The sequence below is a fragment of the Furfurilactobacillus cerevisiae genome, assembly GCF_048961765.1.
In the GTDB taxonomy this organism is placed as follows: Bacteria; Bacillota; Bacilli; order Lactobacillales; family Lactobacillaceae; genus Furfurilactobacillus; species Furfurilactobacillus milii_A.
The window spans coordinates 1,145,792-1,171,056 of record NZ_CP185253.1; the positions used below are offsets into that span (position 1 = coordinate 1,145,792).

Sequence of the window (25,265 nt, forward strand, 5' to 3'; positions counted from 1 at the left end):
CAAAAGCTCACTAATGACTACTAAATATAGTTGCTACGTCTAAAGAAAATATTATTTAACGGCTTTAAAAATATACCAGCGTGAAAAAAAATAATTAGCTATATTTGTGATGCATTGGTCAATTAATTTCACGAGAACGTCATTTCCCTTGAACAAAGTAATGCCAATAAACAGGATTACGATATCTAAGATAAGCGTCAAAATACGAAAGAAATAAAATGACCACATTTCTTTCATTAAAGATTTGAAACCAGTTGTTGGAGTAGCAAATACCCAAAGTTTGTTTGTAAAAAAAGCAAATGTTGTTGCCAGAATCCAACCGAGAATGTTGGCAAACTGGTAGTTCATTGGCGTCCAAACATCTAGGACAGTGAACACCGAGAGGTTGATGAAAAAAGCGCACGTTCCCCAAACCATATATTCGATTATTGATTGATGCATTTTAATCCATTTCGTCATCTGACTGATTTTCCCTTTGAAATAATATTAACTTTATCATCTTTATGGAAAAGATAATAATTTTTTTGTGATTTTTAAGCTTTGTATATCATATTTGTACTAATAGTAGTACTATCACAAAGATCAGAAGAGGGATTGGGCAATAATATTATGAATTTTTTGAATCGATGTGTTGGTTTTTTTTAAGTATCAGTCGGTTATTTCATATTTGTTTTTTGGAGGCCTGACCACATTAGTTAATATTGTTACATTCGTACTATTTGCTAGTGTAGTACATTGGAATTACCAATGTGGCAATGTGATTGCTTGGATACTGTCAGTTCTTTTTGCGTATGTTACTGACAAACTGTGGGTCCTTGCATCGTATAAGTAAAGGCTTGTAGCAGTAATGCGAGAAATATTTTTTCTTTCTTAGAGGACTGACTTCGATTTTTGACGTTGCAATAATGTATGTGGGTGTTGGTTTAATGAATGGTAACGAGATTTTAGTTAAACTGATTGATCAAGTTTTAATGATTGTAGCCAACTATTTCTTTAACAAGTGGTATATTTTCAAAAGTGTCGAAGATGAATAATTATTTGTGTATTTGTAGCAACAAAATGTGATTAACAGCATTAAATACGGGCACATTTGGTTACAACATGTTACAAACGTGTTACTCTTATAGGTAGAGAAATAATTGTGAGGAGGTGGACACATGAAAGCCATTAAGTTACTAAAATCACGTTTAACTGTCAAGTTTGGTGCTGTTTTTCTGTTTGTTTTAACATTTGGTCTCGTGTTCACCATGTCGCCAAATGTACAGGCAGATAGTGAATCTCTATCTAGTTCTGAAGTAGGTAGCAGTGTTTCGGCTGATTCGAGTAGTTTGCTTGGAACAAATTTTCAAATAATGGAAACTGTCAGATATCAGAAGGGTAACGTTCCTGGTAAGAAAATGGCAGACACTTCAACACAAACGACTAATTCAAACGAAGTAATCTTACCTATTATTCGCAACTTTGATGGATATGCAATACAGGCGAACCAAAGTATCGTTAGAGTATCTGCAGGCGGTGTGAATAAGAATGTTACTTTGTCTTCACTGTTAATGGGCAAGCAGCCTAATAGTGACAATATTCGAGATGCAGTACTGTCTATAATAAACGATAATTCTTCGAATTCGGATGAAACAATAGATATTTCTTTGATTTATGATCCTACAGTAACAGTTACAATCAAATACGTAGATGGCAATGGCTCTGACATTTCACCCAACACAACGCTAAACGGATTTTTAGGGGATGCGTATAAGCAAAGTGTCCCGACCATTAATGGGTTTAAAAGCTCTTCTAATGTGATTTCGGGTGTCTTTGGTAAGTCACAAACAATCACCATTAACTATTTTAGAAACAGTAATGATGACAATTCAGTAACGTCGTCGTCCTTGGATTCTCAAGATTCAGATTCGGCGTCAACTTCTACCTCGCAAATAATTTCCAATGCTTCAAACAGTATTGACAGTGAAAGCGGTGTATCAGATTCAAATAGTAGTGGCAATGAGTCCAGTACTTCGTGTGCGACCCAAAATCAACAACAGTCTAGCGTTGACACTTCTAATTCTGACACTAGCAATGTGCAGGTTAGTGATGCAAAGAGTAATACAACAAAGTCTGATGATGAGGTTTCAAGCTTGAAATCAGGGTCTACTTCTTTTTCGTTCAGCTCTTCAATGTCTAGTGATACTGTTGATGAAACAAGCAATTTAGGTAGTAGTAGCTCTGACACAACTATTCAAGTTGCAACGACTGAGAATACACAGACACCGAGACAACTTAGTGAGAAAAACAAACAGGTTGAAAGCGTCGTAGCCCAAAACAAGAAAATTAAAAAAGTTTTGCGCGGCGATTCTAATAAAAAAATCTTGGACGTGAAGTATTACAGAATTTGCCGAAAGTTAGTAAAGAAAACGTTGTCATGGCGTCTACTGACGGTGTTGGGATTGCTGCATTGTGGATTTTTATTCGGAAAATGAGAGGTAAATAATCACAACCGTTTTTTGTCAAAAGGAAAGGTCATACAGAACTCTTTACCGAAGAGTTCTGTATGACCTTTTCTTTTGACTTTCACGATTAGCGACTACAATTTCTTTTCAACGGCTTGAGTTAATTGTTTGGCAAATGTATCTAGTTTTTCGATATCCGATTCATCTGGAGATAAATTGACTTTTACCGATTGACTGCCCTTAATGGCGCCTGTTTTAATAAAGGCTTCTTCAAATTTATCCACGGCGACGCCATAGTCGTCTCCGTAAAACACATCACCTGATCCAGCAACTCCGAAAACTGTTTGTGGTAATTTCATATCAAGCAGGTCATCGTAAAAATCGAGTCCTTCTTCGGGTAGTGAGCCTTCGTCATAAGTGTAAGGAACAACCACAACGATGTCTGTGGATAGTAATGTTTGCGCGTCTGTTTGAGAAATTTCAGACTCCGTGACTGACACGTCAAGATCTTCAAGTGCTTCCACGATAATGTCTGCAACGTCTTCATTATTGCCTGTAATAGTAGCATAAATTACAATGGCTTTCATACAAGTAAACCTACTTTCCGGTATTAATTAGTGCTAAGAAGCTTTTGAATGGTTTTGTAATTTTCCTGTGTATCCATTTCGTACATAGAATCTTCCGAGACCTGGTGTGTGTGCATTATTATTTTTTTAAATAGCTTGGTTGGTATTGTATCCCAGTATAACTGTTTTTGAGTCAAAACATTATCTTGCATGTAATTTGGGTACACTGATTTAATGTCATTTGCTGTTGATTTACTCCAAAAAGAAATGCCAGACATTGAGGGGATATGTTTATCTGTAACCTCGATATGTGTAACACGATTACTATCATTAGTGATCGGACACCATTCTGTACCATGAATGGTGCGCAATATTGTGAAATAGCAACTTTCCTGGGGATGAAAGGTGAAGACATTGTTTTTTAAAACGGAATCTGCGTCAATAACGAAAGAATCACCAAAGTAAGGTAGTGCCTTACTAAATGTATAAATACTGTTATAGGATTCGTATTTGTCGTTGTAATGGGTTTGAACGCCAGGAAATTTTTTGACTAGATAATCGAATTGATTTGCCAGGTATCCTGTAATGATGTGAATTTCGTGAATATCTGCTTGATTCAACATCCTTATGGTTCTTTCCAAGTTTGGAATGCCGTTGATTGGTAGAAGTGATTTGTGTGTATGCTTAGTTAATTCCTTGAACCGAGTTCCAAGCCCGGCTGCTACAATGATTGCATTCATAGAGTTGTTTGTCCTTTTTATTTAAATGTGAAAAAGTCTTTTGGGTGTTCAGTTGTTAGTATTGATCCTAAAATAATCAGTAGGGCAATTAGAAAGGTGCGTATATTAAATGGTGTGCCGGTTAAAAGGCCAATTAGTATTGCCCATGCCGAGTAACTAATATTCAAGCCCATTGCTTGGACGGGTCCAATAATATTTATGGACTTATAATAACACAGGTAAGAAATAGTACCGGATAGTGATGTTATTAATAACATAAGAAAAATTGGTGATTTGATGGCATTAGCAGCAATAAAAAAGCCATTCTTAATTAGCGGCATCACCACTAAAAAGTAAAAAACACCGGATGTTAGTTGGCGAATAAACAGTGCTATTTGGGGGTCTAGATCATCCTTCATGCCATATGCAGAAATCACTGATTCGCTTCCCCAACCAAAGACACACATGAGTGCAAATAGGAACCCTATCATTGAAGCTTTAGTTGATGTTGCTGTGCTAAAGCCAATGAGCATTGTACCTAGAATTGCTATGCCCAGACCTAAAAATTGATGTTTAAATAGATGAGTATGAAACACAATAAAGCTTAGAAAAACTCCAAACGCTGGATACATTGCTGAAATTACGGCAGTGTTAGATGCACCTAAATACTGAATTGACAAAATATAACCGGTCATTCCGATAGGGCCACCGCAGAGTGCGGCAAGCATTACCCATCGACCACTGCTTGAGATTATTGCATGGAAGAACGTTTTTAAATGACCCTGAATCGCCGTCAATATTAGTAGCCAAACACTTGAAGTGGAGTCATGAAGAAAGGTTGCAATTAACGGGGCCAAACTAGCATATTGGCTAAATGGGGAAGCAGCAAGCACTATTCCAAGTAGTACAGTATCAACTCCCCACAGAGCACCACCAAGTAGGCCGACACCAGCATATCGTTGATTTTTGTTCCAGTTAAGCAAGATTAAGTACCTCGCTTAATGTTTTTTTAGCTCGATTAAAGCGGGTAATACCGTAATTACCGAAATCTACGCCACTTGCTTCTTTCACGATTGTCCAAGTACTCCATAAAACGTCTTGAAAGGCCATATATATTTTAACTTTCGTTAGTTCGTTTTTCTGTGGTTTTCGACCGTAATATTGTGCTAGGAAATAATTAATTTGTTCTTCTGAAAAGTCACTTTCATTACAAAGAGCACCTAAATCCCAAGAAGGGTCATTTAGTCCGGAATATTCCCAATCAATCAAATAAATTTTTCCGGCTTCGTCCTTGATAAAATTTTCCGGTACAAGGTCATTATGGCAAGGAGCGTCAAAAATGCCTAAATGATCAATTAACAGTTTATTTGCGGCAAACACATTTTTCCGCACTTCTTGATAGCCTGGATAGAATGATGCGTTTAAATCTGCCACGGCTTGTTCATATTTATGCCATTCGTCAACAAAAGAAAAGTGATTTTTAAAATGCATATCAGATGTATGCACTTGGTGTAAAATATCAGCGATTTTAATTAAATTATCTTCGAATTTTAAAGTTTTAGCAGAAAGGGTCACTGCACCAGGAACGGTCTCTGTAATTTTGATACCAGTTTCCGCATTCATATACCTAGTTGGAACGTTAATTTTTAGTTGACTTGCGGCTAGAGCATTCGGCTTTTCCGTTGTTCGATTAATCATTTTTTCCGTTCCTTTACCAGGAATTCGAACAAAGTATTCAGTACCATTGATAATCGTTGAATAATTTGTATTCGTCATTCCACCGGCATAAGTCATCTTAGTGATGTCTGTTACATTAATCTGTAAGGCGCTTGCTACTTTTTCTTTTGCTTCTGCTAATGCTTGTATCTTTTCGTGACGTTTAATAGCTGGCCAAATGTTTTCTTGAGCATTAATTAGATCTGACGATGAATCAAGATCTATCCAGCTTAAATTGTCCGTACTTAAACAACGAAATGCATTCGTCGAAGCAACTTGTGTTATGAGGTATTCGTAATTTAACCACTGGTTTTGATTGTCAGCATACAAAGTAAGCATTTGTTTAAAAAATGAGAAAGATAGACGGCAAATTCCAATCATTTCTGCTGATAATCGATTCATTTGGCGAATATCTTTTGAAATTTGAACAAGATTTGCGCGGGAATCAAAGTCCACAAAGGCTTCATCACCAGAACCACTTAGGCTAGCTGTCAAAAGCGCATCGGCAGGGGCAGCTTCTAAGAGTACGTCAAGCATAGCAGAGTCATACAATGTGTCGCCTTCGATAATAATAAAATCATCACTAATGGCTGAAGCTATTAATGACAGAGACTTCATGGTGCCAGTATTCATGTAGTCTCTGTTTTCAATGAAAGTTATGCTGGGGTCATTCACATGGTCTACTATTTGTTTAGATTTAAAACCGACAACTACAATAATTTGAGTAAAGTTTCTTTTCCTTAGTAGGGCTAGTGTTCTATCTAGAGGTGTTACATCGTCATCAATTTGAAATAAGCAACTTGGTATTTGGGATTTGTTTGGTTTTCCAGCAGCCAGAATAACAGCTGTTTTAGGTGCAGATGCGTTTTGTAGCGTCGATGCTTTAACACGGTGGAGGCTACTAGTATGCGATTGCAAAGCATTAACACCTAAGGTCGTTAATGTATATGTGTTTTTAGACTCAAAACGTGAGATATTCACCATACGTTTATCTTTAAGATTTGCGAGTATGCGGTTTACTTGACCAAGTGAAAGATTGGTCTGCTGCGCTAGACTGCGCTGGCTAAAGTATTTACCTTCAGCATTACCTGTGTTTACGGTATTTAGAATGTTAAATTCGGACTCAGATATAGTTTTCATATTTTTCTCCCTGCGTTCAAAAAATGAACACACAAATATTAACATGAACTTTGAAATACGTCAAAACGATCAAAAGTTGAAAGCTTAAATGTAAGTCTATAGATGACAGTGTATAATGACAAAGTATCAGTCGATTTTTAACTTGAAATAGAGGGGTAATCATGGAACAGACACGCTCAAGCCGCAAGATATATACGAGCATAGACTTATTCAAAGCTTTCTCAGCCATTATGATAATTTTTTTGCATGCGAATACCCTCAGTATCAGTCATCCATTTTTGCAGGCACAAATAGTTCAACTTTTTTCTCGACTTGGGGTTCCGTTTTTTTTCCCGCGTTTACAATTTAAGTGCAACACATAATTAAATAGACCAAAAAGGCCATGATGACCTATTCTTATAAGCAACCAAGCACATAAGAAAGGCACATCATGACCAACATCAAGCGTACCATCTCTAAGGCTTACCAACAACTATCAAATTTTGATCGCGTTCGCATTGAAACTCTGCTCAATCAGGGATTCTCCCAAGCACGGATTGCCCGCGAACTCAACCGCTCTCGTAGTACTATTTCGCGTGAGATCACTCGTGGCTCCGTTCTACAGCGAATTCCCGGGCATAAGGTAGCGTTGATTTACTTTGCTGATACGGCAGCTTATCTGCACGCTCAGCGGCGGGAGTGGTGTCGCCCCAAGACGATGCTTGAGAAGAACCCCGAGTTCTACGCCGCCTGTGCCGCTGCCATCAAGCAACGTCCACGCGTACACAGTGTGGACAGCTTCGTGCACACCTTCAAACGGGAACACGCAGACGAGGTTGTTCCTTCAACACCAACGGTTTACCGGGATATTGAGGCCGGTAGATTCGAACTACGGACCCACGACTTACCGCGCAAACCCAGCTTGCGAATTAAACGAAGCCATTCCCATACCCGCACCAATAAGACGAAGCTTGGTACCTCGATTGATGAAAGACCCATTGAAGTTCAAGACCGTCGGCAAGGGGGCCATTGGGAAGGAGATTTAGTGAAAGGTAAGCGCGTTGATAGCGAACCTGCGTTGCTGGTTTTGACAGAGCGGATGAGTCGCTTCGAAATCATCATCAAGCTCGCTAACTACAAAGCAAGTACCTGTAAGGTGGGACTTCAGTCCATCATTGATGATTACGGTGCGGAATACTTCACCACCATCACCTTTGATAACGGCAGTGAGTTCGCACAACTGGATTCAGTAGAAGGAACTGATGTCTACTTTGCTCATCCGTACTCACCATGGGAGCGCGGAACAAATGAGAACCAGAACGGCCTTCTACGAGAGTTTATTCCGAAAGGTCGCTCACTCCACCATTACGACATCATTGATATTCAGAGCTTCCAGGACGCACTCAACAGCCGGCCTCGTCGTATCTTGGGCTACCGGAGTGCGGCGGAACTGATGCCGGAACTCTAAGCTGTGTACCACTTATAGGATTGGACTAGAAACTGTTGCACTTAGATTGACAATACGGGTTCCGTTTTTTTTTATCACGTCCGCTTTTTTATTGTCCGGCGAATTGTCAAACTAAGTGCAACGGTTTGTCAAAAAATACTTCATATGGGGTTTCATAGTTTAACACTTTGCGAGGACGTTGATTTAACTGCTTTTGGCAGTGTTCAACGTCCTGTTCTGTATAATTATCAATATCTGTTCGCTTGGGAAAATATTCCCGGATTAATCCATTTGTATTCTCATTTGTTCCACGCTGTTCAGGCGAATATGGATCGGGCCAATAGACAGTAACACCTAACCTTTCGCTGATTTCATCAAGATGAAGAAATTCGGTCCCATGATCTGGTGTAATAGAATGAACAAATTCTTTAGGAATGGCCCCTAACAGTTCAACTAAGCCTTTATTTATCTCCTGCGAGTCCTTTTGCACAACCTTTTTGATAAGCGTAAGCCGACTAAGCCGATCGACAATCGTTAAAAGGATGGAGTGACCCGTTCGACCAATCACAGTATCAATTTCCCAGTCACCTATACGTTGACGCTGGTTGATAAAACCAGGGCGCTCATGGATCGAGATATAGTCGGTCTGTACTTCTCGATGTCGTCTAGTATTCTTTGAATGCCGAGTCCGATGTTTATGTCTGAGATGGCGCTGAATACCGGTATCACCACGTGAGGAGTACTTCTCACCTAAATTGTGTTGATAGATATGACGGTAAATTGTGTTGTAGCTAACACACCATTGATGTTCCTTATTAAAGCGAGCGGTAATCTGCTCTGGTGACCAGTGCAGATCTAAGATGTAATGAACAATTTGACGGCGTAATTGTGGATGGCTGTCTAATAGCCGCTTCTTGTGACAATTCTGCCGCTTTTGATGATAGTCATTATCTGCTTTGCTTGGGGAATAATTACCTGCACAACGTTTTAACTCCCGTGAAATAGTGCTTGGATTTCGCCCCAGCCGTAACGCAACAGCCCGGATAGATAACCCCTTAGCTCGTAAAAACATAAGTATTTCACGTTCTTTTATAGTAAGATGTTTATAGCTCATACCGGATACCTCGAATTGTTTGATTTGGTCGTTAAACATATTCTACCCGGTATGGGTTTATTTTTTTACTTTGTGTTGCATTTCAATTGTAAATTCGCCCCAAGAAATTGCAGGCAGGTTCATTAGTGCAGGGAGTGAAAACTACAAAGTATTACGTTTACAGGTTGCTTAAACTCTATGCTTTCTGGATTATTGTTAATTTGCCGCTTGTTTACTCAGAATTCTTTGTGAATATCAAATTGCCTGCAAGTCGCCAATGGACACTTCTAGTCCTAAACACACTTTTATCAGATACTTTTCCAGGATCGTGGTACGTAACGGCCTCCATTTTCAGTGCCATATTTGTTTTCGTAATATTAAGGAAACGTTCTACTTGGTCTAAGATTCTAATTTGTTTGCCGTTTTACGTGGTTGTGGTATTAGCTAGTTTGTACGCTCGTTTACTACCGCAAAATTTCATGTTAATGATTGATAATCCTGCATATTTTTACTTGCCAACAACAATTCTTACTGGACCATTCTACTTTGTTCTCGGTGAAGTGCTGGCAAAATATGAAGAGGTACTTGTTAAACAAAGACTTTCGTTGATTAGTGTAGGATTGATATTTAGTTGGGCATTACTCGATATTGAAGATACTTTTGCTGTGAAGAACAACTGGGCTTTTAGCACCGACCAATCTTTTTTACTGGCTCCAACAGTTTTCTTACTGATGATTTTCTTGATTAAAATGCCATCTTTCAAGCTTTATGGCGATAAAACAATTCGGAAATTTAGCACCGTCGCATATTTTTCACAGTTCTGGGTACTGGCCAGATTCGGGGCAACTTTTTATGGCATGACGCGAATTCAATTAACGCAACCATTCATTTTTGGGTTCGCAGTTCTCTGGGCAGTTGCTTTAACTTACTTTCTTGAAAAAATTTCACAGAAGCAAGAGAATCCGATTAAATATGCTTTTTAATATTAGTTAATGCTATTAATAAGGTTTTAAGCGCTTTGTGTTACTAATCTGTAACGAAAACGAAAATGAGTGAAATAGAGTCTTCTAAAACGCGTTGCGACGGGTTTTAGAAGACTCTTTTGGTTTTATTAAGATTTGCCGAAAAAAAAGGAATATTGTAGACTGTCAACTATTGAAATATCAGGAAGAGAGGACATGTTGTGGGGAATAAGGGTGAATATGCTAAAAGACTAAGACGACTGAGTATTTTAGGTATTGCGTTAACTTCTGTCGTGTTGACTTTTAACAGTCATGATTTGACGGTACATGCAGATAATCAAGACAAAACAACATATATTAACCAACAAAAAGGTGACAATGCTTCTGATACATCGACTTTCATTGGTCATGATATTAATAAAGCGACGACAGTTTCTCAGGCCGATGAAAGCCAAGGCTTTAACAGTAGTATTGCACCGGCTACAAGTGTTGACACGTCCAGAAGTGCGTCTATCATGAGTTCTAGTTCTAGTTCTAGTTCTAGTTCTAGTTCTAGTTCTAGTTCTAGTTCTAGTTCTAGTGACAAACATAGTTCTACGGAGTCTGTTAAAGGTGAAATAGACGACGTTCACTCAAATGCTGATTCAAGTTCGGTCAAAGAATTCTCAACTGATTCTACTTCGAATTCGACAAGTTCCAATACCATGCCCAGTTCGGCTAAAGCAAGTGAACTAAGTTTGCAAAGTAGTGGTGCAACTTTACAGAGTAAGAGTTCTGTAGTAGGTCTTGCGGGAGATTCGACTTCATCTAATTCTTCTACGAGTAGTCAGGCAAAAAGCATCTCTCAAACTGCTTCCGACTCTCAATCCTCTGCTGTTAAGGTTGAGAGTGGTGCATCGTCAATACAAGCTAGTAGTATACAATCCACTGGTCAAAAAAATACTAGCAGGGTGAGAGCCACAAATTACAATTTTATGAGTGAACAAAATGACTCAGAAGATAGTGATAGTGTAAAAAACGGTTGGCAACTTGAAAACGGTCAATGGTATTGGTATCAAAATAATGTTCCCGAAAAGGCTTGGGCTAAAGTAAATGGTAGTTGGTACCATTTTAATGAATCGGGTGTAATGCAGTCGGGTTGGTACCAAGATAATAACAAATGGTTCTATCTAGACGGCTCTGGCACCATGCATGAAGGATGGCTCGATTATAATAAAAATTGGTACTGGCTAAAGCCAAGTGATGGCACAATGAATGTTGGCTGGCTCAGTAATAATAACAACTGGTTTTATAGTAGTCCTAATGGCAGTATTGTTTATTATTGGCAGCTGATTGACAACGCTTGGTACTTGATGAATAACAACGGTGTTATGCTTACCGGATGGAATAACATCAATAACAATTGGTATTTTAATAATCAAAACGGTGTCTTACAGACTGGTTGGGTTAAAGATCGAAATTGGTATTATGCTAATAGCAATGGGGCTTTGCAATATCGTTGGATTTGGGATGACAATAATTGGTTTTACACGAATCCTAACGGCGGCGCAATGCAAAGAGGCTGGACTTGGGATGGCAATAATTGGTTTTTCCTAGATCGCAACGGTGGCGCAATGCACAGTGGTTGGACCTGGGATGGCAATAACTGGTTTTTCCTAGATCGCAATGGCGGCGCAATGCACAGTGGTTGGACCTGGGATGGCAATAATTGGTTCTTCCTAGATCGCAATGGCGGCGCAATGCAAAGAGGCTGGACTTGGGATGGCAATAATTGGTTTTTCCTAGATCGCAACGGTGGCGCAATGCACAGTGGTTGGACCTGGGATGGTAATAACTGGTTCTTCCTAGACCGCAATGGTGGCGCAATGCACAGCGGTTGGACCTGGGATGGCAATAATTGGTTTTTCCTAGATCGCAACGGTGGCGCAATGCACAGCGGTTGGACCTGGGATGGCAATAACTGGTTCTTCCTAGATCGCAACGGTGGTGCAATGCACACAGATTGGTTGTGGGATGGTAATTGGTATTATTTGAATGCAAATGGCAGTTTACATTATGGCTGGGTGTATAGCGGCAATAATTGGTATTATGCCAGTTATAACGGTGGAGCCATTCAAGGCGGATGGATAAATGATGGTACAGGCTGGTTTTACGCTAACTACAACGGCGGAGCTATTCAACGCGGATGGATTTGGGTTAACGGCCACTGGTACTTTGCCAATAATAACGGCAGGATTCAAATTGGCTGGATTTGGGGCGGTAATGGTTGGTATTACGCTGATGGCAATGGTGCTATTGTAACCGGAATTCAGCGAATCAATAATACTATTTACCATTTCAATGGAGCTGGTCAAGAAATCAACTATGGTGTTGATTGGGGTAATGATTATGGTTATTATGCTGGTCAGTGTACTGCTTACGCTGCTAAGCGATTAGCAGCGGAAGGAGTCAGTCCTTACTGGTATGGAAATGCCATAGATTGGGTTTATCACGCGCGCTCAGTAACTTACAATGCCCCAGCTGTTGGAATGATTGCTTGGAGTACTGTTGGAACTTATGGACATGTTGCTTACGTTGAGCAAGTTTCAGGAAACTACGTTAGAATCTCTGAAGCAAACTACAATGGATTACCATACCATGAACGCTGGGTACGAGTTGGTGACGGCAGTTTTACCGGCTATTTAACTTTTTAGCGAGTCTTAAGTTGAGTAGTGGTAAATAGAACCTTGGACCGCATAATTGCTGAATCCATGGTTCGAGATTGATCATATTAAACGTATAAACGAGATTTTGATATAAGAGCTACTTAAAAAGCACCAAAGTAAGGTGTGATACACTTCTTCCTAGAGAATCAAGCCATTAATTAGAGCTTGGCCCTCAAGGAAGAAGTTTTTTTATTTCAAATGTTTAAAAAGCATGGCAGGAAATCCCTGACTGTCTAAATAAACGATGACAAAATGAGAGTGTCTTTTACAAAATGCAATAACGATAAATTTTGATTAAAACGAGATTTCGGATGCCGTTATTTCAAGTGTAATTACTGAAATTTACTGAGTTGTCAAGGGCAGTTTAAAAATGTAGGTTTTCGGCAGAAAGAAATGTAGGTTTTCGGCAGTTACTTGAGGCCACGTAATCGGTAAGATTTACCAGTGATCTTCACTACGTGAACATGATGAACCAAGCGATCGAGAATGGCTGCTGTCACAGTTGGGTTCTGGAAAATATCAACCCAAGCGGATAGATCACTATTGCTGGTAATGATCGTTGAATGCTTTTCATAGCGGGCATTGACTAGCTGAAATAAGAGGTTAGCTTCTTGGTGACCAATTGGCAAATACCCAATTTCATCAATAATTAATAGGTCATAGCGCGAATAGCGGCTTAGAGATCGATCAAGCAGTCCTTTTTCGTAAGCTGCTCTCAATCTAATCAACAGCTCATGACAATTAATAAAGAGAACCCGACAGCCCTGTTTACAGGCCTCAATCCCAATACTAATTGCCAAGTGGGTTTTACCGACTCCCGGATTGCCAATAAAGATTAAGTTTTCAGACTTTTCCATAAAAGCCAGATTCTGGAATTCCAGAACCTCTTGGCGATTCATACTGGGTTGAAAGCTAAAATCAAATGTATCTAGGGATTTTGTATTGGGGAACCGAGCACGGCCAATGGCCCGTGCAATCTGACCTTCGTGTCGATTCTGGAGTTCCGAATTAGTTAAATCAATTAGCGCCTCAGTTAATGACAGATTATCAGTGTGAATTTGATCAAGGTAATTCGGCAAGTATTCACGGATTTTGTTTAACCCTAAGCGCTCAAGATTATTTAAAAGAATTTGATTATTAGTGGTCATGGTAGCCTCCTATAAGTTGTCGTAATCAGTCATATGTTCACGAATGTAAGCTGAAATGTCTTCATCTGTCCGCCCTTTAAGCAAATCAGATTTGAGGATATTGAACTGATCTTGGGGGTCATAATTCAGCGAATTGGTAGTTATGGAGTGCGTACGAATTTCTTCTCCGTTATAATAAATGTGAATGCGCTGCTCATCATTGGAGATTTCAACAGCAACCGTACAACCAATGTATCGCGGATCTACTGAGTACTTACATTTGCGGAAATTGATCATGGCCTCCTTCGAAACGACACGGGTAATGTTTTCTTCGAAGTATGGTTCAAGGAGATTAACTGGAACGCGATGAAGGTACTCTTTTTCTTCGTCTAACCATTTCAGGTACGGGACTTCGTCCGTGGCCTGCGAAGTTTCATGATTTAGATCATCTCGGAGCATATGAACTAGTTCGATTAGCTCAGTTCCATCAGCAAATTCAGTATTGTATGGCCGTAAACGTTCAACCGTGCGAGCAAGGGCTTCAACTGCACCTTTAGTTTGTGGTCTGAATGGTCGACAAGCAATTGGTGTGAAACCGGCATCTTTACAGAATTCGTGGAACCGTTCGTTAAAGACAGCGTGGCCAAACTGGGATTTTGTATGATCCACAACGGTTTTCATATTATCAAACCAGATTTCCGTCGGAATACCTCCGGTATGAAGGAAAGCGTCGTGTAAGCAAGAAAAGAGGGTATCTTGGCTCCGATCAAAGGTTAGTGTCATATATTTGAGTTTTGAATAAGGCAATACATACAAGAAAATATTGAATTTAAACAGCTCACCCTCGCTGCTCACTAGGGCCATTTCTTCTTTCCAGTCAACTTGAGCAGAGAGACCAGGGGAATGTTCAATCCGAATGGTAGCTTTCTTAACTCGTTCTCGGCGGGTTTGGCGACAATAATCTTTCACGAGGGTATAGCTGCCGGTAAAGCCCTTCTTCTGGATAAATTTAAAAATTGAAGCAGCCGAACAATTTAGTTCAAGCTTTGAATCGATGGTTTGCTTGAATGGATCCAGTAAACTTGGCCGTTTCGGTCGACCACTTGGTCGGCCCTTAAGTCCAGCTTTGACTTCCTCATAGGCTTTCTTAACGGTTCGATAATCAACATTATATTGCCGGGCAATCTCGGCGAAGTTAGGCTTAATATTTTCAGTCACGTAAATCGTCACTCCTTCTCTTAAATCACGTCTCACATCAAATTCCTCCTACACTCTGATGTGATTCATGATACAAAAAATGTAGGAAAACCAACAGTTCTAACCTGCCGTTTTCCTACATTTTACGGGTGCCTTTTACACTGAGTCGATAGGCTTAAGTGTTTATATTGAAATTTGCTGACACATGAATTGATAAAGCAAACAATGCTTCCTCCTTTCAGACGGAAAGAAACACTGTTTTTAAGTACAAATATTTGACCACTACTGTCAATTTAATCATAGCTCAGGCATGCGCGTTATAAATGAAGAGGGGGTATTGAGGCTTGTGGTTTGAACAAGTCTACAAAACGATTGAACCGTGTTAGAGTGAGCGAATTTTTCGAAATTGGAAGTGGCTAATAAATTGAGATGGTAGTCAGACGAATAATATTGAATTATTTTAAGAGATAATAAACGGCATAATTCCGATTCATCGGAATTATGCCGTTTAATGTATAGATATTTAAATGTGCATCTAGAATATTTTAGGAGAACGAAAACGTTGAATCTCGAAACTTGGAAATTCTCTTTATTTGTGTAGACGACTATTAAGAACGCTTCTTATTTCTGTGACAATTTGAGCACGAGTGAGTAATACACCAATACTATAAATGATACAGCCAACTGTTATTTCTGTGATAAAGTGCAAAATGCTGAACGACCAATAGGAAGTCATCCATTTGACTATGCCGTACATAAAGAGGCCGCTCAACAGGTACTTCCATTGCCCCTGAAACATTTGACGGAGATCAATGGCATCCCTGACCACATATATTTGATAAAGCGTCACGATGGCCTCAGAAACGACTGTGGCCATTGCAGTCCCTACAGCTCCAAATTCAATTATTAATGGGATATTGATAATGATATTTGAAATTGCACCTAGTGTGACGGAAACAGTATAATCGCGCATTCTCTTTACAGGCATTAAATATTGCATTCCGATTACCGTTGACCAGGCAATTAGCAAGATTATTGGTGATTCTGCAACAATCACTTTTCCACTTAAAAGATATTTCATTCCAAAAAAGCGCGGTGCAAATTGTTCACCAACCGCTGCTATACCAAACATCATTGGGGTGGCAATTGATGCGACAAAGTTCATATTTCGGTACAAGCTTAGATGAACCGCATGCATGTTTCCCTTAGCAAATCTGTTTGCAATTCTTGGTAACATGACCGTGCCAGTTGCGGTGACTACCGCTAAAACAGTTCGGACAATGTTGTCACCAAATGTAAAGTACGATGTAGCGGACACAGTGTCAAACTGTTTTAGCATAGTCTTATTAACGACTGAGTAAATTTGAACTGCAATGTTTGGAATAAAGAGAATAAGTGAGGGCTTAAAATGCTTTAAAATATTTAAATCAGACAAGCGAATTTTTGTAATTGTTTGTGGAAGATAGGGCCACAAGGTAAGTCCTCCAATTAATTGAGCACCGCCTTGAATAATGGTGTATTTCCATAAATCACTAGGCTGCTTTACAAAGGTGAATATAAGTATTATGGACAGCAATTTAACTATTGTGCTACGCAGAACAGTTTTTCCAAATTGTTCTAAGCCCATAAAGTACCAAGAAACGTCCACACTTGCAGAAAATAGCCATAGGACTTGTAAAACTTGAATAGTAACGAATTGACGATCTATACCAACAAAAATCAAAAAGAAAATCAAAGAAATCGTGGTAGTGATGACTTGCAGTCCTTCTATTTCCCAAAAAATTTTGGAACGACTGTGAGGGTCATCACGATGATAGGCTATTTCCCTTTTTCCATACAACGTAATTCCTAAATCACCAAGCAAAACAAAATATTGAATGATCGTATACGTATACTGATATACACCATTGCCATAAGGTTGTAATACTCTTGAAATATATGGCTGCGTAATTAATGGTATAAGTAATAACAGGACATTATAGGAGGCATTATATAGAAAATTTTTGATGACTCTCATTTTTTTCAAATCCTCCCTGATTGGATTTCAAATGATGGAGTGGATTAAAAACACTTCAACAATACTATCATGAAAATTGAACACTGAAAATAAGAATTCTGCCACTCTGCCACTATAAAGTAAATTTTTTGTTCAGAATTTTTTTGAAATTTAAAAATGAGTAGTTGCCGATGTAAAATGAGTTCTTGAGGCTAGCTTTATGAAGATGCTGTTAATGCGGCTTGATGTCTCTAAATAGAAATGTTATCGTTTCATATGGTTTGCACCTAGGCTAACATGACTGTTAGCAATAGCGTGGCCGTTCCGGCCACTTACCTAATACAAAAGGATTGAAACTATGTCTTCAGGAAATAAAAGAAATAAGTTTTTGTATTTTATTATAAAGCGAATTTGTGATATCGTTTTGTCTTTTTTGGCTTTAATTGTCCTTAGTCCACTTTTTCTCATTGTTTTTCTGACTTACAAGTTGAGCCCAGAAAATCAAGGTCCTGTTATCTTTAAACAAGAGAGAATAGGGAAAAACGGGAAAAAATTCTTTATTTTCAAATTTCGATCTATGGTTGTTAACGCTGATGAAAAGCTGTACGCAAATAAGCAGCTTTATCGAAAGTACGTGGCCAACAGCTATAAATTGCCGCCTAATGAAGATCCTAGAATAACTTCATTTGGTCAATTCTTGAGAAAAACGTCGATTGATGAGTTGCCGCAGTTTATTAATATTTTACGCGGTGAGATGAGCATAATTGGACCAAGACCAGTTGTCCAACAGGAACTCAGAGAATATGGTGACGATGTGGACGAGTTCCTTTCGGTTCGTCCAGGAGCCATGGGACTCTGGCAAGCCAGCGGACGTAGTAACATTGTTTACCCGGAGCGGTGTCAAATTGAGTTGAATTATGTGAGAAATGCATCATTAACGTTAGATACTAAAATATTCTTTAAAAACATTGTTTCAATTTTTAAATCAGATGGCGCGTATTGAATTTCAGGAGGAAAAACCTTATGAATAAAACTTCTTATTCCGTTCATAGTTTAGTGATGATTTTTCTAAAATATATTTTAGCAATCATTTTAGTAGGGGCTATTTTTGGTGTTTCGGGTTTTTTTTACGCCTCAAAGAAATCTCAAACAGTTTATACTGCGAGCACCAACCTTGTTCTGGTTCATTTAACCGATACAGAACAATCCTATAATCAATTACAGGCTGATGCTTTAATGATCAATACATATGCGCAAGTGTTGACAGATCCTGTTTTCACCAACAACATCAATAAAGAAATGAAAGGGACGACAGGATACCATTTTCACAAGCAAGATTTGTCAGAACAAATTTCTGTTGACAGTGTACCCAATACTGCTTGGCTTAAAATCACGGCTAAAGGTCCAACTAAGTTAGTAGCTCAGCGACTTGCTGATAAGACCGCTCAAGTAGCTGTCACTAAATTACCGGGTTATATGAGCGGGGGGAGTACTATGAAACAGCTCGCTCCTGCAAATCAGAATCCGGTGACTAGTAGCCAATCTATCAGTGTCACAAAGTATACGATTTTCCTTTCCATATTGGGCATGGTTCTAGCAGCAGTTGTTGGTTTTGGAGTACACCTTTTTTTACCAGAAAGAAAAGCAAGATAGTTTGGAGGAACAAAAATGAGCGCAGTTTTAATTCCACTGACGTTGTTTGTTCGTCCATTAACGACTAGTTTTCTAAGCACAGCGGTGAGCCTGCCTTTTTTTGTGTTATTAGTCTACGTACTTGGCACTGTTGGTGTAGAGAGAAATGATTTGTACAGACCTCAGTTGTCGAAGAAGGTTATTGCGTTTGTGCTTCTTGGAATTGCAATTCAGATGCTCGCAATTCTTGCTAGTTTCGGACGTTATGGAAATTCCCCTCAGGACGCTGGATTGGCTCACGGACTAATTGACTTATTCGCCTTGTTTATCACTGGGATACTGGCTTATTATGCGACTTTTTTTGCTGTTCGAAGCGTTAGTGACATAAGAAAATTTGAATGTGCAGTAATTGTTGCGTTTTTAGCATATTCGGTAATTGTTTTGATACCCCAAATATTTGCAAGTATGAGTCCATTAGGCCATCGATGGGTGGATTTACTGGCTTCTGTTTTTGAACGGCGTTGGCCTGGACGTGATTGGTACACAAAAGGTAGTTACGCCACTACAATGCATCGAGTCAATGGATTTGAGGCTGAGGCTGGATATTTAGCGGCTTTAATTGGTTGCGTTTTTGTTCCTCCAGTTATTGCCGCAATTCATAATCATTATGATTATTTCAGCAATACATTTAAAACCAAGAGAAGAGTGCCTTACTTTTTGGTTTTAGGATTGATGATTGTTGTGCTTTTTTTTGCTAAGACTACAACCGGTTTTTTAGTTATTGCATTGATATTTTTCCTGCTATTTTTTAATAGTGATCGATCTGATAAAAGAAAATACTATCTTGCTGGCATTTGCCTAGTATTTCTAATCGCTTTAAGTTACATATTTATTCCTCAGATTCGGGGAATGTTGAACACTTATCTTTTCCAAAAAGGTGGAACGGACAATAGGTTAGGTGGAACCTTAGGGCTGTTGTTGACTTTTGTTCATCACCCTATTATCGGTGTGGGGAACGAATGGACTGGGTCATATATTATGCAATACGCCCCAGCGGCAACCAAGACAAATTACGAATTTTTGACAGTGTACGCAAAAAAGGCCTATCCAATTTTAAGTGTTTGGGGCGGATGGCTCGCACAATTTGGTCTTGTTTTAGTCGTTCCTGTTATTATCTATGTATATCGGAAACTGAAACGTGCCTTATCGTTAGAGAAAAGATTAGTAAATTCAACTTTAAAAAATCGTGAACTATTTCTTACAATTTTAGATTCATTTCAGATTTTTTTGGTAATGTATTTTGTACTGAGCATATTAATTTTTTCATGGAATGAGTATTATATGTTAATCTCATTTTTCTTTTATACGATTGCACTGGACATTATTGATAATGAACTCAATAAGGGAGAATTGAATGAATATTAAAATTTTGGTGGCAGCTCATAAGGCCTACAAGATGCCCTCCGATAACAGTCTCTATTTACCGATTTTTGTTGGACGTGCTTTACACCCACAAACAGAATTACCTTTTCAGGGCGATGATCAGGGAAGGGACAATATATCAAAAAAAAATAGTAGCTATAATGAGCTAACTGCTATTTATTGGGCCTGGAAAAATTTAGATGCTGATGCCATTGGTTTGGTGCATTACCGTCGCTATTTGAGTAAGAGCAAGAAAAAGGACTTATCCAACATCTTGAATAAGCAAGATGTTGAACGAATGCTGTCTGTAAATCCAATTATTTTACCAAAAAAACGACATTATTATATAGAGACTAACTATAGTCATTATTTACATGCTCACCACATAAAGCCTTTAGATGATGCCAGAAAAATAATTGCACGAGACTATGTTCAATATTTGCCCGCTTTTGATAGAGTGATGAATCAGCGATCTGCGCATATGTTTAATATGTTTATCATGAAAAGAAATCTCTTGAATGATTATTGTACCTGGCTGTTCGATGTTCTACAAAAAGTAGAAAACTGTACGGATGTAAGTGATTATGATTCATATGAGAGACGAGTTTACGGGTTCGTTAGTGAACTGTTACTAGATGTTTGGATTGATACAAATCAGTATAAATATACAGAAGTAAATTGTGTTTTTATGGAAAAGCAAAATTGGCTCAAAAAAGGGCAAAGTTTTCTTCTTAGAAAACTTAGGGGAAATCAATTTAATGAATCAAAACGTGAGGATACAGTTAAATGAGCAAGTTTATTTTGAATGTTGAATTTAGCGCTGACTTCAATGCCAACAGCAAAGCTAAAATGGATGTCACGCATTTCCTGAATCAAGAAAGCTACACTACGATTAGTGTGCCGTATCTTCAAGGCAAGGATAAGTTGAAGATCAGACAAACAATTAGTGCAATTACAAAGAAATTAGTTCCTGGGGATATTCTGTTTATTCAATATCCAACTTATCTCGGTTTTGTCATCAATGAATTGCTACTTAGCTGGTGTCAGCGTCACGGAGTAAAAACAATTGGGTTGATGCATGATTTAGAAGCGGTGCGATTGCACTTTCCAGCATACAAATTTTGGAAATCTTTGAAGGCTGAAGTACACCGTTTGAATAAGTTTAACTATGTAATTCCATCAAACGATGACATGGGTAATTTTTTGGAAGAAAATGGTATGAAAACGCCATGGTCTGGACTAGGAATTTTTGACTACTATCATGAGGAGCAGTTGCCAAATAATGACCCGCAGTTACGGAACGTGGTAAATTTTGCAGGAAATTTGAAAAAGTCCAAGTTTATTTCACCGCTTACTCATACGAACTTTAAAACTGGTTTTCGTTTTTTTGGCGTCAAAAACGACGACTTAAATTTTCCTAAAAACATGAAGTACGCTGGAATCTTTCCGCCAGAAAAATTGATTGATGAATTAAAAAATGGTTATGGATTAGTTTGGGATGGTTCAAGCATCGAAACATGCGATGGTCTACTGGGCAATTATCTTAAGTTTAATAATCCTCATAAGACTTCTTTATATTTAAGTGCCGGAATGCCTGTCGTTATTTGGAAAGAAGCTGCACTTGGAAAGTTTGTTGAGGAAAATAAGGTTGGTGTGCTTGTTTCATCTTTAACGGAACTAGATGCTAAATTATCTGAAATTTCAGAGAAACAATATATTGAAATGCAAATGAACGCGCAGAATCTTTCGAAAAAGTTAACTTCAGGTTTTTATGTTAAGAGCGCTGCTAGAAAGGCTTTGAATTTTCTGGAAAAAGAGGTGGATTAGCTGATGAGCTTAAATTATGGCGCTGTGATTGTGACTTTTAATCGAAAAAAGCTGTTGCTTGAAGCTGTAACTGCGTTGCTAAATCAAACGGAAAGCCCCCAAAAAATCATTATAATTGACAATGCGTCAAGTGATGGGACTGAATTAGCGCTGAGCTCAGCAAATCTGCTAAATAATCCTATTATAGATTACCATCGTTTGACGACCAATGTTGGCGGGGCCGGTGGCTTTTATGAAGGGGTAAAGATAGCCGAAAAGTACAATTTTGACTGGCTGTCTCTTTCAGATGACGACGCAATTTTTCATGATGATTATTTTACGGAAATGGACAATGCCGTAGTATCTAATCCTGATGTTAAGGCATTTGCGGGAACGGTTAAACTGGTTGATGGACGAATACAATTCGATCAACGTATGCGATTGCGGAACTGGACTTGGCTCGGTGAACTAAGGACTAATCCTGACGAATATGACAAAGATTTTGACATCGATTTGTTAACGTTTTGTGGCGCTTTTATAAACATGAAAATTATTCGACAAATAGGACTGCCAGAGAAAGGATTCTTTATTTGGCACGATGATATCGAGTATTCGATTAGAATACGTGAACACTCTCGTATCATCAACGTGCATAAGGCAATATTAACCCATAAAACAAATATTCCATCAATTGATTATAGTAGTCACTATGCGCCAGACTGGCGTGAGTATTACGGTCACCGAAATCATATAATAACTGTACTAAAACATACTAAACGACCTGTTTTAGCCCGCCTTTGGGTGGTTTATTGGATTCTGAAAATGGAATATGCTGCTATGTTCGGCAAACAATTTACTGGCTATCGTAAACATGAACTTTTGGTGTTGCATCGCAGCTTTTGGGATGGCGTTCGCAATCATCAAGGATTATGTAAAAAATATTTACCCCGCGTTTACAATTTAAGTGCAACACATAATTAAATAGACCAAAAAGGCCATGATGACCTATTCTTATAAGCAACCAAGCACATAAGAAAGGCACATCATGACCAACATCAAGCGTACCATCTCTAAGGCTTACCAACAACTATCAAATTTTGATCGCGTTCGCATTGAAACTCTGCTCAATCAGGGATTCTCCCAAGCACGGATTGCCCGCGAACTCAACCGCTCTCGTAGTACTATTTCGCGTGAGATCACTCGTGGCTCCGTTCTACAGCGAATTCCCGGGCATAAGGTAGCGTTGATTTACTTTGCTGATACGGCAGCTTATCTGCACGCTCAGCGGCGGGAGTGGTGTCGCCCCAAGACGATGCTTGAGAAGAACCCCGAGTTCTACGCCGCCTGTGCCGCTGCCATCAAGCAACGTCCACGCGTACACAGTGTGGACAGCTTCGTGCACACCTTCAAACGGGAACACGCAGACGAGGTTGTTCCTTCAACACCAACGGTTTACCGGGATATTGAGGCCGGTAGATTCGAACTACGGACCCACGACTTACCGCGCAAACCCAGCTTGCGAATTAAACGAAGCCATTCCCATACCCGCACCAATAAGACGAAGCTTGGTACCTCGATTGATGAAAGACCCATTGAAGTTCAAGACCGTCGGCAAGGGGGCCATTGGGAAGGAGATTTAGTGAAAGGTAAGCGCGTTGATAGCGAACCTGCGTTGCTGGTTTTGACAGAGCGGATGAGTCGCTTCGAAATCATCATCAAGCTCGCTAACTACAAAGCAAGTACCTGTAAGGTGGGACTTCAGTCCATCATTGATGATTACGGTGCGGAATACTTCACCACCATCACCTTTGATAACGGCAGTGAGTTCGCACAACTGGATTCAGTAGAAGGAACTGATGTCTACTTTGCTCATCCGTACTCACCATGGGAGCGCGGAACAAATGAGAACCAGAACGGCCTTCTACGAGAGTTTATTCCGAAAGGTCGCTCACTCCACCATTACGACATCATTGATATTCAGAGCTTCCAGGACGCACTCAACAGCCGGCCTCGTCGTATCTTGGGCTACCGGAGTGCGGCGGAACTGATGCCGGAACTCTAAGCTGTGTACCACTTATAGGATTGGACTAGAAACTGTTGCACTTAGATTGACAATACGGGAAAAAATATTTACCAGGATCAACGCATGCGTAATAAATATTGGAGGATTTTTAAATGAATAAATATGACTATTTGATTGTTGGATCAGGTCTTTTTGGTGCCACTTTTGCTTATGAAGCGGCAAAACGCGGTAAACATGTTAAAGTACTAGAAAAGCGGGACCATATTGCCGGTAATATTTACACCAAGGAACAAGATGGCATTCAAGTACACCAATATGGTGCACATATTTTTCATACTTCCGATAAAGATATCTGGAATTATGTCCAACAGTTTGCAGAGTTTAATCGCTATACCAATTCTCCAGTTGCAAATTATAAAGGTGAGCTGTATAACCTACCGTTTAACATGAATACCTTCAATAAACTTTGGGGTGTAACAACACCGGATGAAGCCAAGGCCAAGATTGAAGAACAAAAAGCTGCTGCTAATATTTCTAGCTCTGAACCACGTAATCTTGAAGAACAGGCTATTTCATTAATTGGAACAGATATCTATACAAAATTAATTAAGGGATATACTGAAAAGCAGTGGGGGCAAAAAGCAACTGACTTACCAGCATTCATTATTCGTCGTCTGCCAGTTCGATACACGTTTGATAACAATTATTTCAATGACACATATCAAGGTATTCCAATTGGTGGATACACTCAGATTGTTGAAAAAATGTTATCAAGTGATTTAATCGATGTTGAGACCGGTGTAGACTTTTTTGATAAAAAGAATGAATATTTAAGCGAGTATCCACGCATCGTCTTTACCGGAATGATTGATCAATTCTTTGACTATCAATTGGGAGAATTGCAATATCGTTCGCTTCGTTTTGAAACCGAAGAAATGAATGTCGATAACTACCAAGGTAATGCGGTTATCAATTATACCGATGCTGAAACACCATATACACGAGTGATTGAGCATAAACATTTTGAATTTGGTAAGGGTGAAAAAGGGAAAACATTTGTTACCCGTGAATATCCGGCTAGTTGGAAGCGCGGCGATGAACCATATTATCCTGTTAACAACACGGTGAATAATGAATTGTATACTAAATATCGTAAGCTGGCAGAATCAGAGCCGAAGGTGCTTTTTGGTGGAAGGCTTGGCATGTATCGCTATTATGATATGCATCAAGTAATCCATGCAGCTTTGGCGGCGGTGGACCAGGAATTTAAATAACGATTGTAAAACAGACA

The 25,265-nt window shown here is 39.1% G+C and carries 22 protein-coding genes; 13 read left to right on the forward strand and 9 right to left on the reverse strand.

Going from position 1 to position 25,265, the window contains the following annotated elements; all coding sequences use genetic code 11:
- Positions 1-51: 51 nt before the first annotated feature.
- The gene (locus ABUE36_RS05445) at positions 52-459 is read right to left on the reverse strand and encodes a GtrA family protein (protein ID WP_421017304.1); all 408 of its coding nucleotides are present in this window, start codon (positions 457-459) and stop codon (positions 52-54) included.
- Positions 460-628: 169 nt separating this feature from the next.
- Between ABUE36_RS05445 and ABUE36_RS05450 the strand changes: the two genes are divergently transcribed.
- A complete protein-coding gene (locus ABUE36_RS05450) occupies positions 629-832 on the forward strand; it encodes a GtrA family protein (protein ID WP_421017305.1) in 204 nt (67 codons plus the stop codon).
- A gap of 325 nt (positions 833-1,157) precedes the next feature.
- Positions 1,158-2,474 (forward strand): MucBP domain-containing protein, encoded by a 1,317-nt coding sequence (locus tag ABUE36_RS05455; RefSeq protein WP_421017306.1) that lies wholly within the window; start codon positions 1,158-1,160, stop codon positions 2,472-2,474.
- 104 nt (positions 2,475-2,578) lie between these two features.
- Here ABUE36_RS05455 and ABUE36_RS05460 read toward each other — a convergent pair whose 3' ends face one another.
- The 4 genes from ABUE36_RS05460 to ABUE36_RS05475 are packed head-to-tail and all read right to left on the reverse strand — an operon-like array spanning position 2,579 to position 6,585.
- Positions 2,579-3,031 carry a flavodoxin gene (locus tag ABUE36_RS05460; protein WP_421017307.1) on the reverse strand — a complete coding sequence of 151 codons (453 nt, stop codon included), beginning with the start codon at positions 3,029-3,031 and terminating at the stop codon, positions 2,579-2,581.
- Between the two features lie 23 nt (positions 3,032-3,054).
- A complete protein-coding gene (locus ABUE36_RS05465) occupies positions 3,055-3,750 on the reverse strand; it encodes an NTP transferase domain-containing protein (RefSeq protein WP_421017308.1) in 696 nt (231 codons plus the stop codon).
- A 17-nt stretch (positions 3,751-3,767) separates the two neighbouring features.
- On the reverse strand, positions 3,768-4,712 hold the full coding sequence (locus tag ABUE36_RS05470) for a DMT family transporter (protein WP_421017309.1): 945 nt from the start codon (positions 4,710-4,712) through the stop codon (positions 3,768-3,770).
- Positions 4,705-6,585, reverse strand: coding sequence for a phosphotransferase (locus tag ABUE36_RS05475; protein WP_421017310.1), 1,881 nt, complete (start codon positions 6,583-6,585; stop codon positions 4,705-4,707). The genes ABUE36_RS05470 and ABUE36_RS05475 overlap by 8 nt, the downstream gene beginning before the upstream one ends.
- A gap of 430 nt (positions 6,586-7,015) precedes the next feature.
- Between ABUE36_RS05475 and ABUE36_RS05480 the strand changes: the two genes are divergently transcribed.
- Positions 7,016-8,032, forward strand: a complete 1,017-nt coding sequence (locus ABUE36_RS05480; protein ID WP_054644560.1) for an IS30 family transposase — start codon at positions 7,016-7,018, stop codon at positions 8,030-8,032.
- Positions 8,033-8,138: 106 nt separating this feature from the next.
- Here ABUE36_RS05480 and ABUE36_RS05485 read toward each other — a convergent pair whose 3' ends face one another.
- On the reverse strand, positions 8,139-9,125 hold the full coding sequence (locus ABUE36_RS05485; RefSeq protein WP_191982121.1) for an IS30 family transposase: 987 nt from the start codon (positions 9,123-9,125) through the stop codon (positions 8,139-8,141).
- A 125-nt stretch (positions 9,126-9,250) separates the two neighbouring features.
- On the opposite strand from ABUE36_RS05485, the gene ABUE36_RS05490 reads away from it, so the two are divergent.
- Entirely contained in the window at positions 9,251-10,087 is an 837-nt protein-coding gene (locus tag ABUE36_RS05490; protein ID WP_421017311.1) for an acyltransferase family protein, read from the forward strand.
- A 200-nt stretch (positions 10,088-10,287) separates the two neighbouring features.
- Positions 10,288-12,759 carry a CHAP domain-containing protein gene (locus tag ABUE36_RS05495; protein ID WP_421017312.1) on the forward strand — a complete coding sequence of 824 codons (2,472 nt, stop codon included), beginning with the start codon at positions 10,288-10,290 and terminating at the stop codon, positions 12,757-12,759.
- A 422-nt stretch (positions 12,760-13,181) separates the two neighbouring features.
- On the opposite strand, the gene istB is transcribed toward ABUE36_RS05495, so the two are convergent.
- The 3 genes from istB to ABUE36_RS05510 form a co-directional block, all read right to left on the reverse strand.
- Positions 13,182-13,919 (reverse strand): IS21-like element helper ATPase IstB, encoded by a 738-nt coding sequence (istB, locus tag ABUE36_RS05500; RefSeq protein ID WP_014386885.1) that lies wholly within the window; start codon positions 13,917-13,919, stop codon positions 13,182-13,184.
- A gap of 9 nt (positions 13,920-13,928) precedes the next feature.
- Positions 13,929-15,152: an IS21 family transposase gene (gene istA, locus ABUE36_RS05505; RefSeq protein WP_003555353.1), complete on the reverse strand. Its 1,224-nt coding sequence runs from the start codon at positions 15,150-15,152 to the stop codon at positions 13,929-13,931.
- Between the two features lie 532 nt (positions 15,153-15,684).
- The gene (locus tag ABUE36_RS05510) at positions 15,685-17,112 is read right to left on the reverse strand and encodes an oligosaccharide flippase family protein (RefSeq protein ID WP_421017313.1); all 1,428 of its coding nucleotides are present in this window, start codon (positions 17,110-17,112) and stop codon (positions 15,685-15,687) included.
- A 337-nt stretch (positions 17,113-17,449) separates the two neighbouring features.
- Between ABUE36_RS05510 and ABUE36_RS05515 the strand changes: the two genes are divergently transcribed.
- The 8 genes from ABUE36_RS05515 (at position 17,450) to glf (ending at position 25,248) form a co-directional block, all read left to right on the forward strand.
- Complete coding sequence (locus ABUE36_RS05515) at positions 17,450-18,094, forward strand: sugar transferase (protein WP_421017314.1); 645 nt, start codon at positions 17,450-17,452, stop codon at positions 18,092-18,094.
- Positions 18,095-18,114: 20 nt separating this feature from the next.
- Positions 18,115-18,744 carry a YveK family protein gene (locus ABUE36_RS05520; RefSeq protein ID WP_421017315.1) on the forward strand — a complete coding sequence of 210 codons (630 nt, stop codon included), beginning with the start codon at positions 18,115-18,117 and terminating at the stop codon, positions 18,742-18,744.
- A gap of 15 nt (positions 18,745-18,759) precedes the next feature.
- Positions 18,760-20,148 (forward strand): hypothetical protein, encoded by a 1,389-nt coding sequence (locus ABUE36_RS05525; protein ID WP_421017316.1) that lies wholly within the window; start codon positions 18,760-18,762, stop codon positions 20,146-20,148.
- Positions 20,138-20,935 carry a DUF4422 domain-containing protein gene (locus ABUE36_RS05530; RefSeq protein WP_421017317.1) on the forward strand — a complete coding sequence of 266 codons (798 nt, stop codon included), beginning with the start codon at positions 20,138-20,140 and terminating at the stop codon, positions 20,933-20,935. Before ABUE36_RS05525 ends, ABUE36_RS05530 begins: the two co-directional genes overlap by 11 nt.
- Positions 20,932-21,972, forward strand: coding sequence for a hypothetical protein (locus ABUE36_RS05535; RefSeq protein ID WP_421017318.1), 1,041 nt, complete (start codon positions 20,932-20,934; stop codon positions 21,970-21,972). Before ABUE36_RS05530 ends, ABUE36_RS05535 begins: the two co-directional genes overlap by 4 nt.
- Positions 21,973-21,975: 3 nt before the next feature.
- Positions 21,976-22,932 (forward strand): glycosyltransferase family 2 protein, encoded by a 957-nt coding sequence (locus ABUE36_RS05540; protein WP_421017319.1) that lies wholly within the window; start codon positions 21,976-21,978, stop codon positions 22,930-22,932.
- A 64-nt stretch (positions 22,933-22,996) separates the two neighbouring features.
- Positions 22,997-24,013: an IS30 family transposase gene (locus ABUE36_RS05545; RefSeq protein ID WP_054644560.1), complete on the forward strand. Its 1,017-nt coding sequence runs from the start codon at positions 22,997-22,999 to the stop codon at positions 24,011-24,013.
- Between the two features lie 113 nt (positions 24,014-24,126).
- Positions 24,127-25,248: a UDP-galactopyranose mutase gene (glf, locus tag ABUE36_RS05550; protein ID WP_421017320.1), complete on the forward strand. Its 1,122-nt coding sequence runs from the start codon at positions 24,127-24,129 to the stop codon at positions 25,246-25,248.
- The last annotated feature ends 17 nt before the right edge of the window (positions 25,249-25,265 follow it).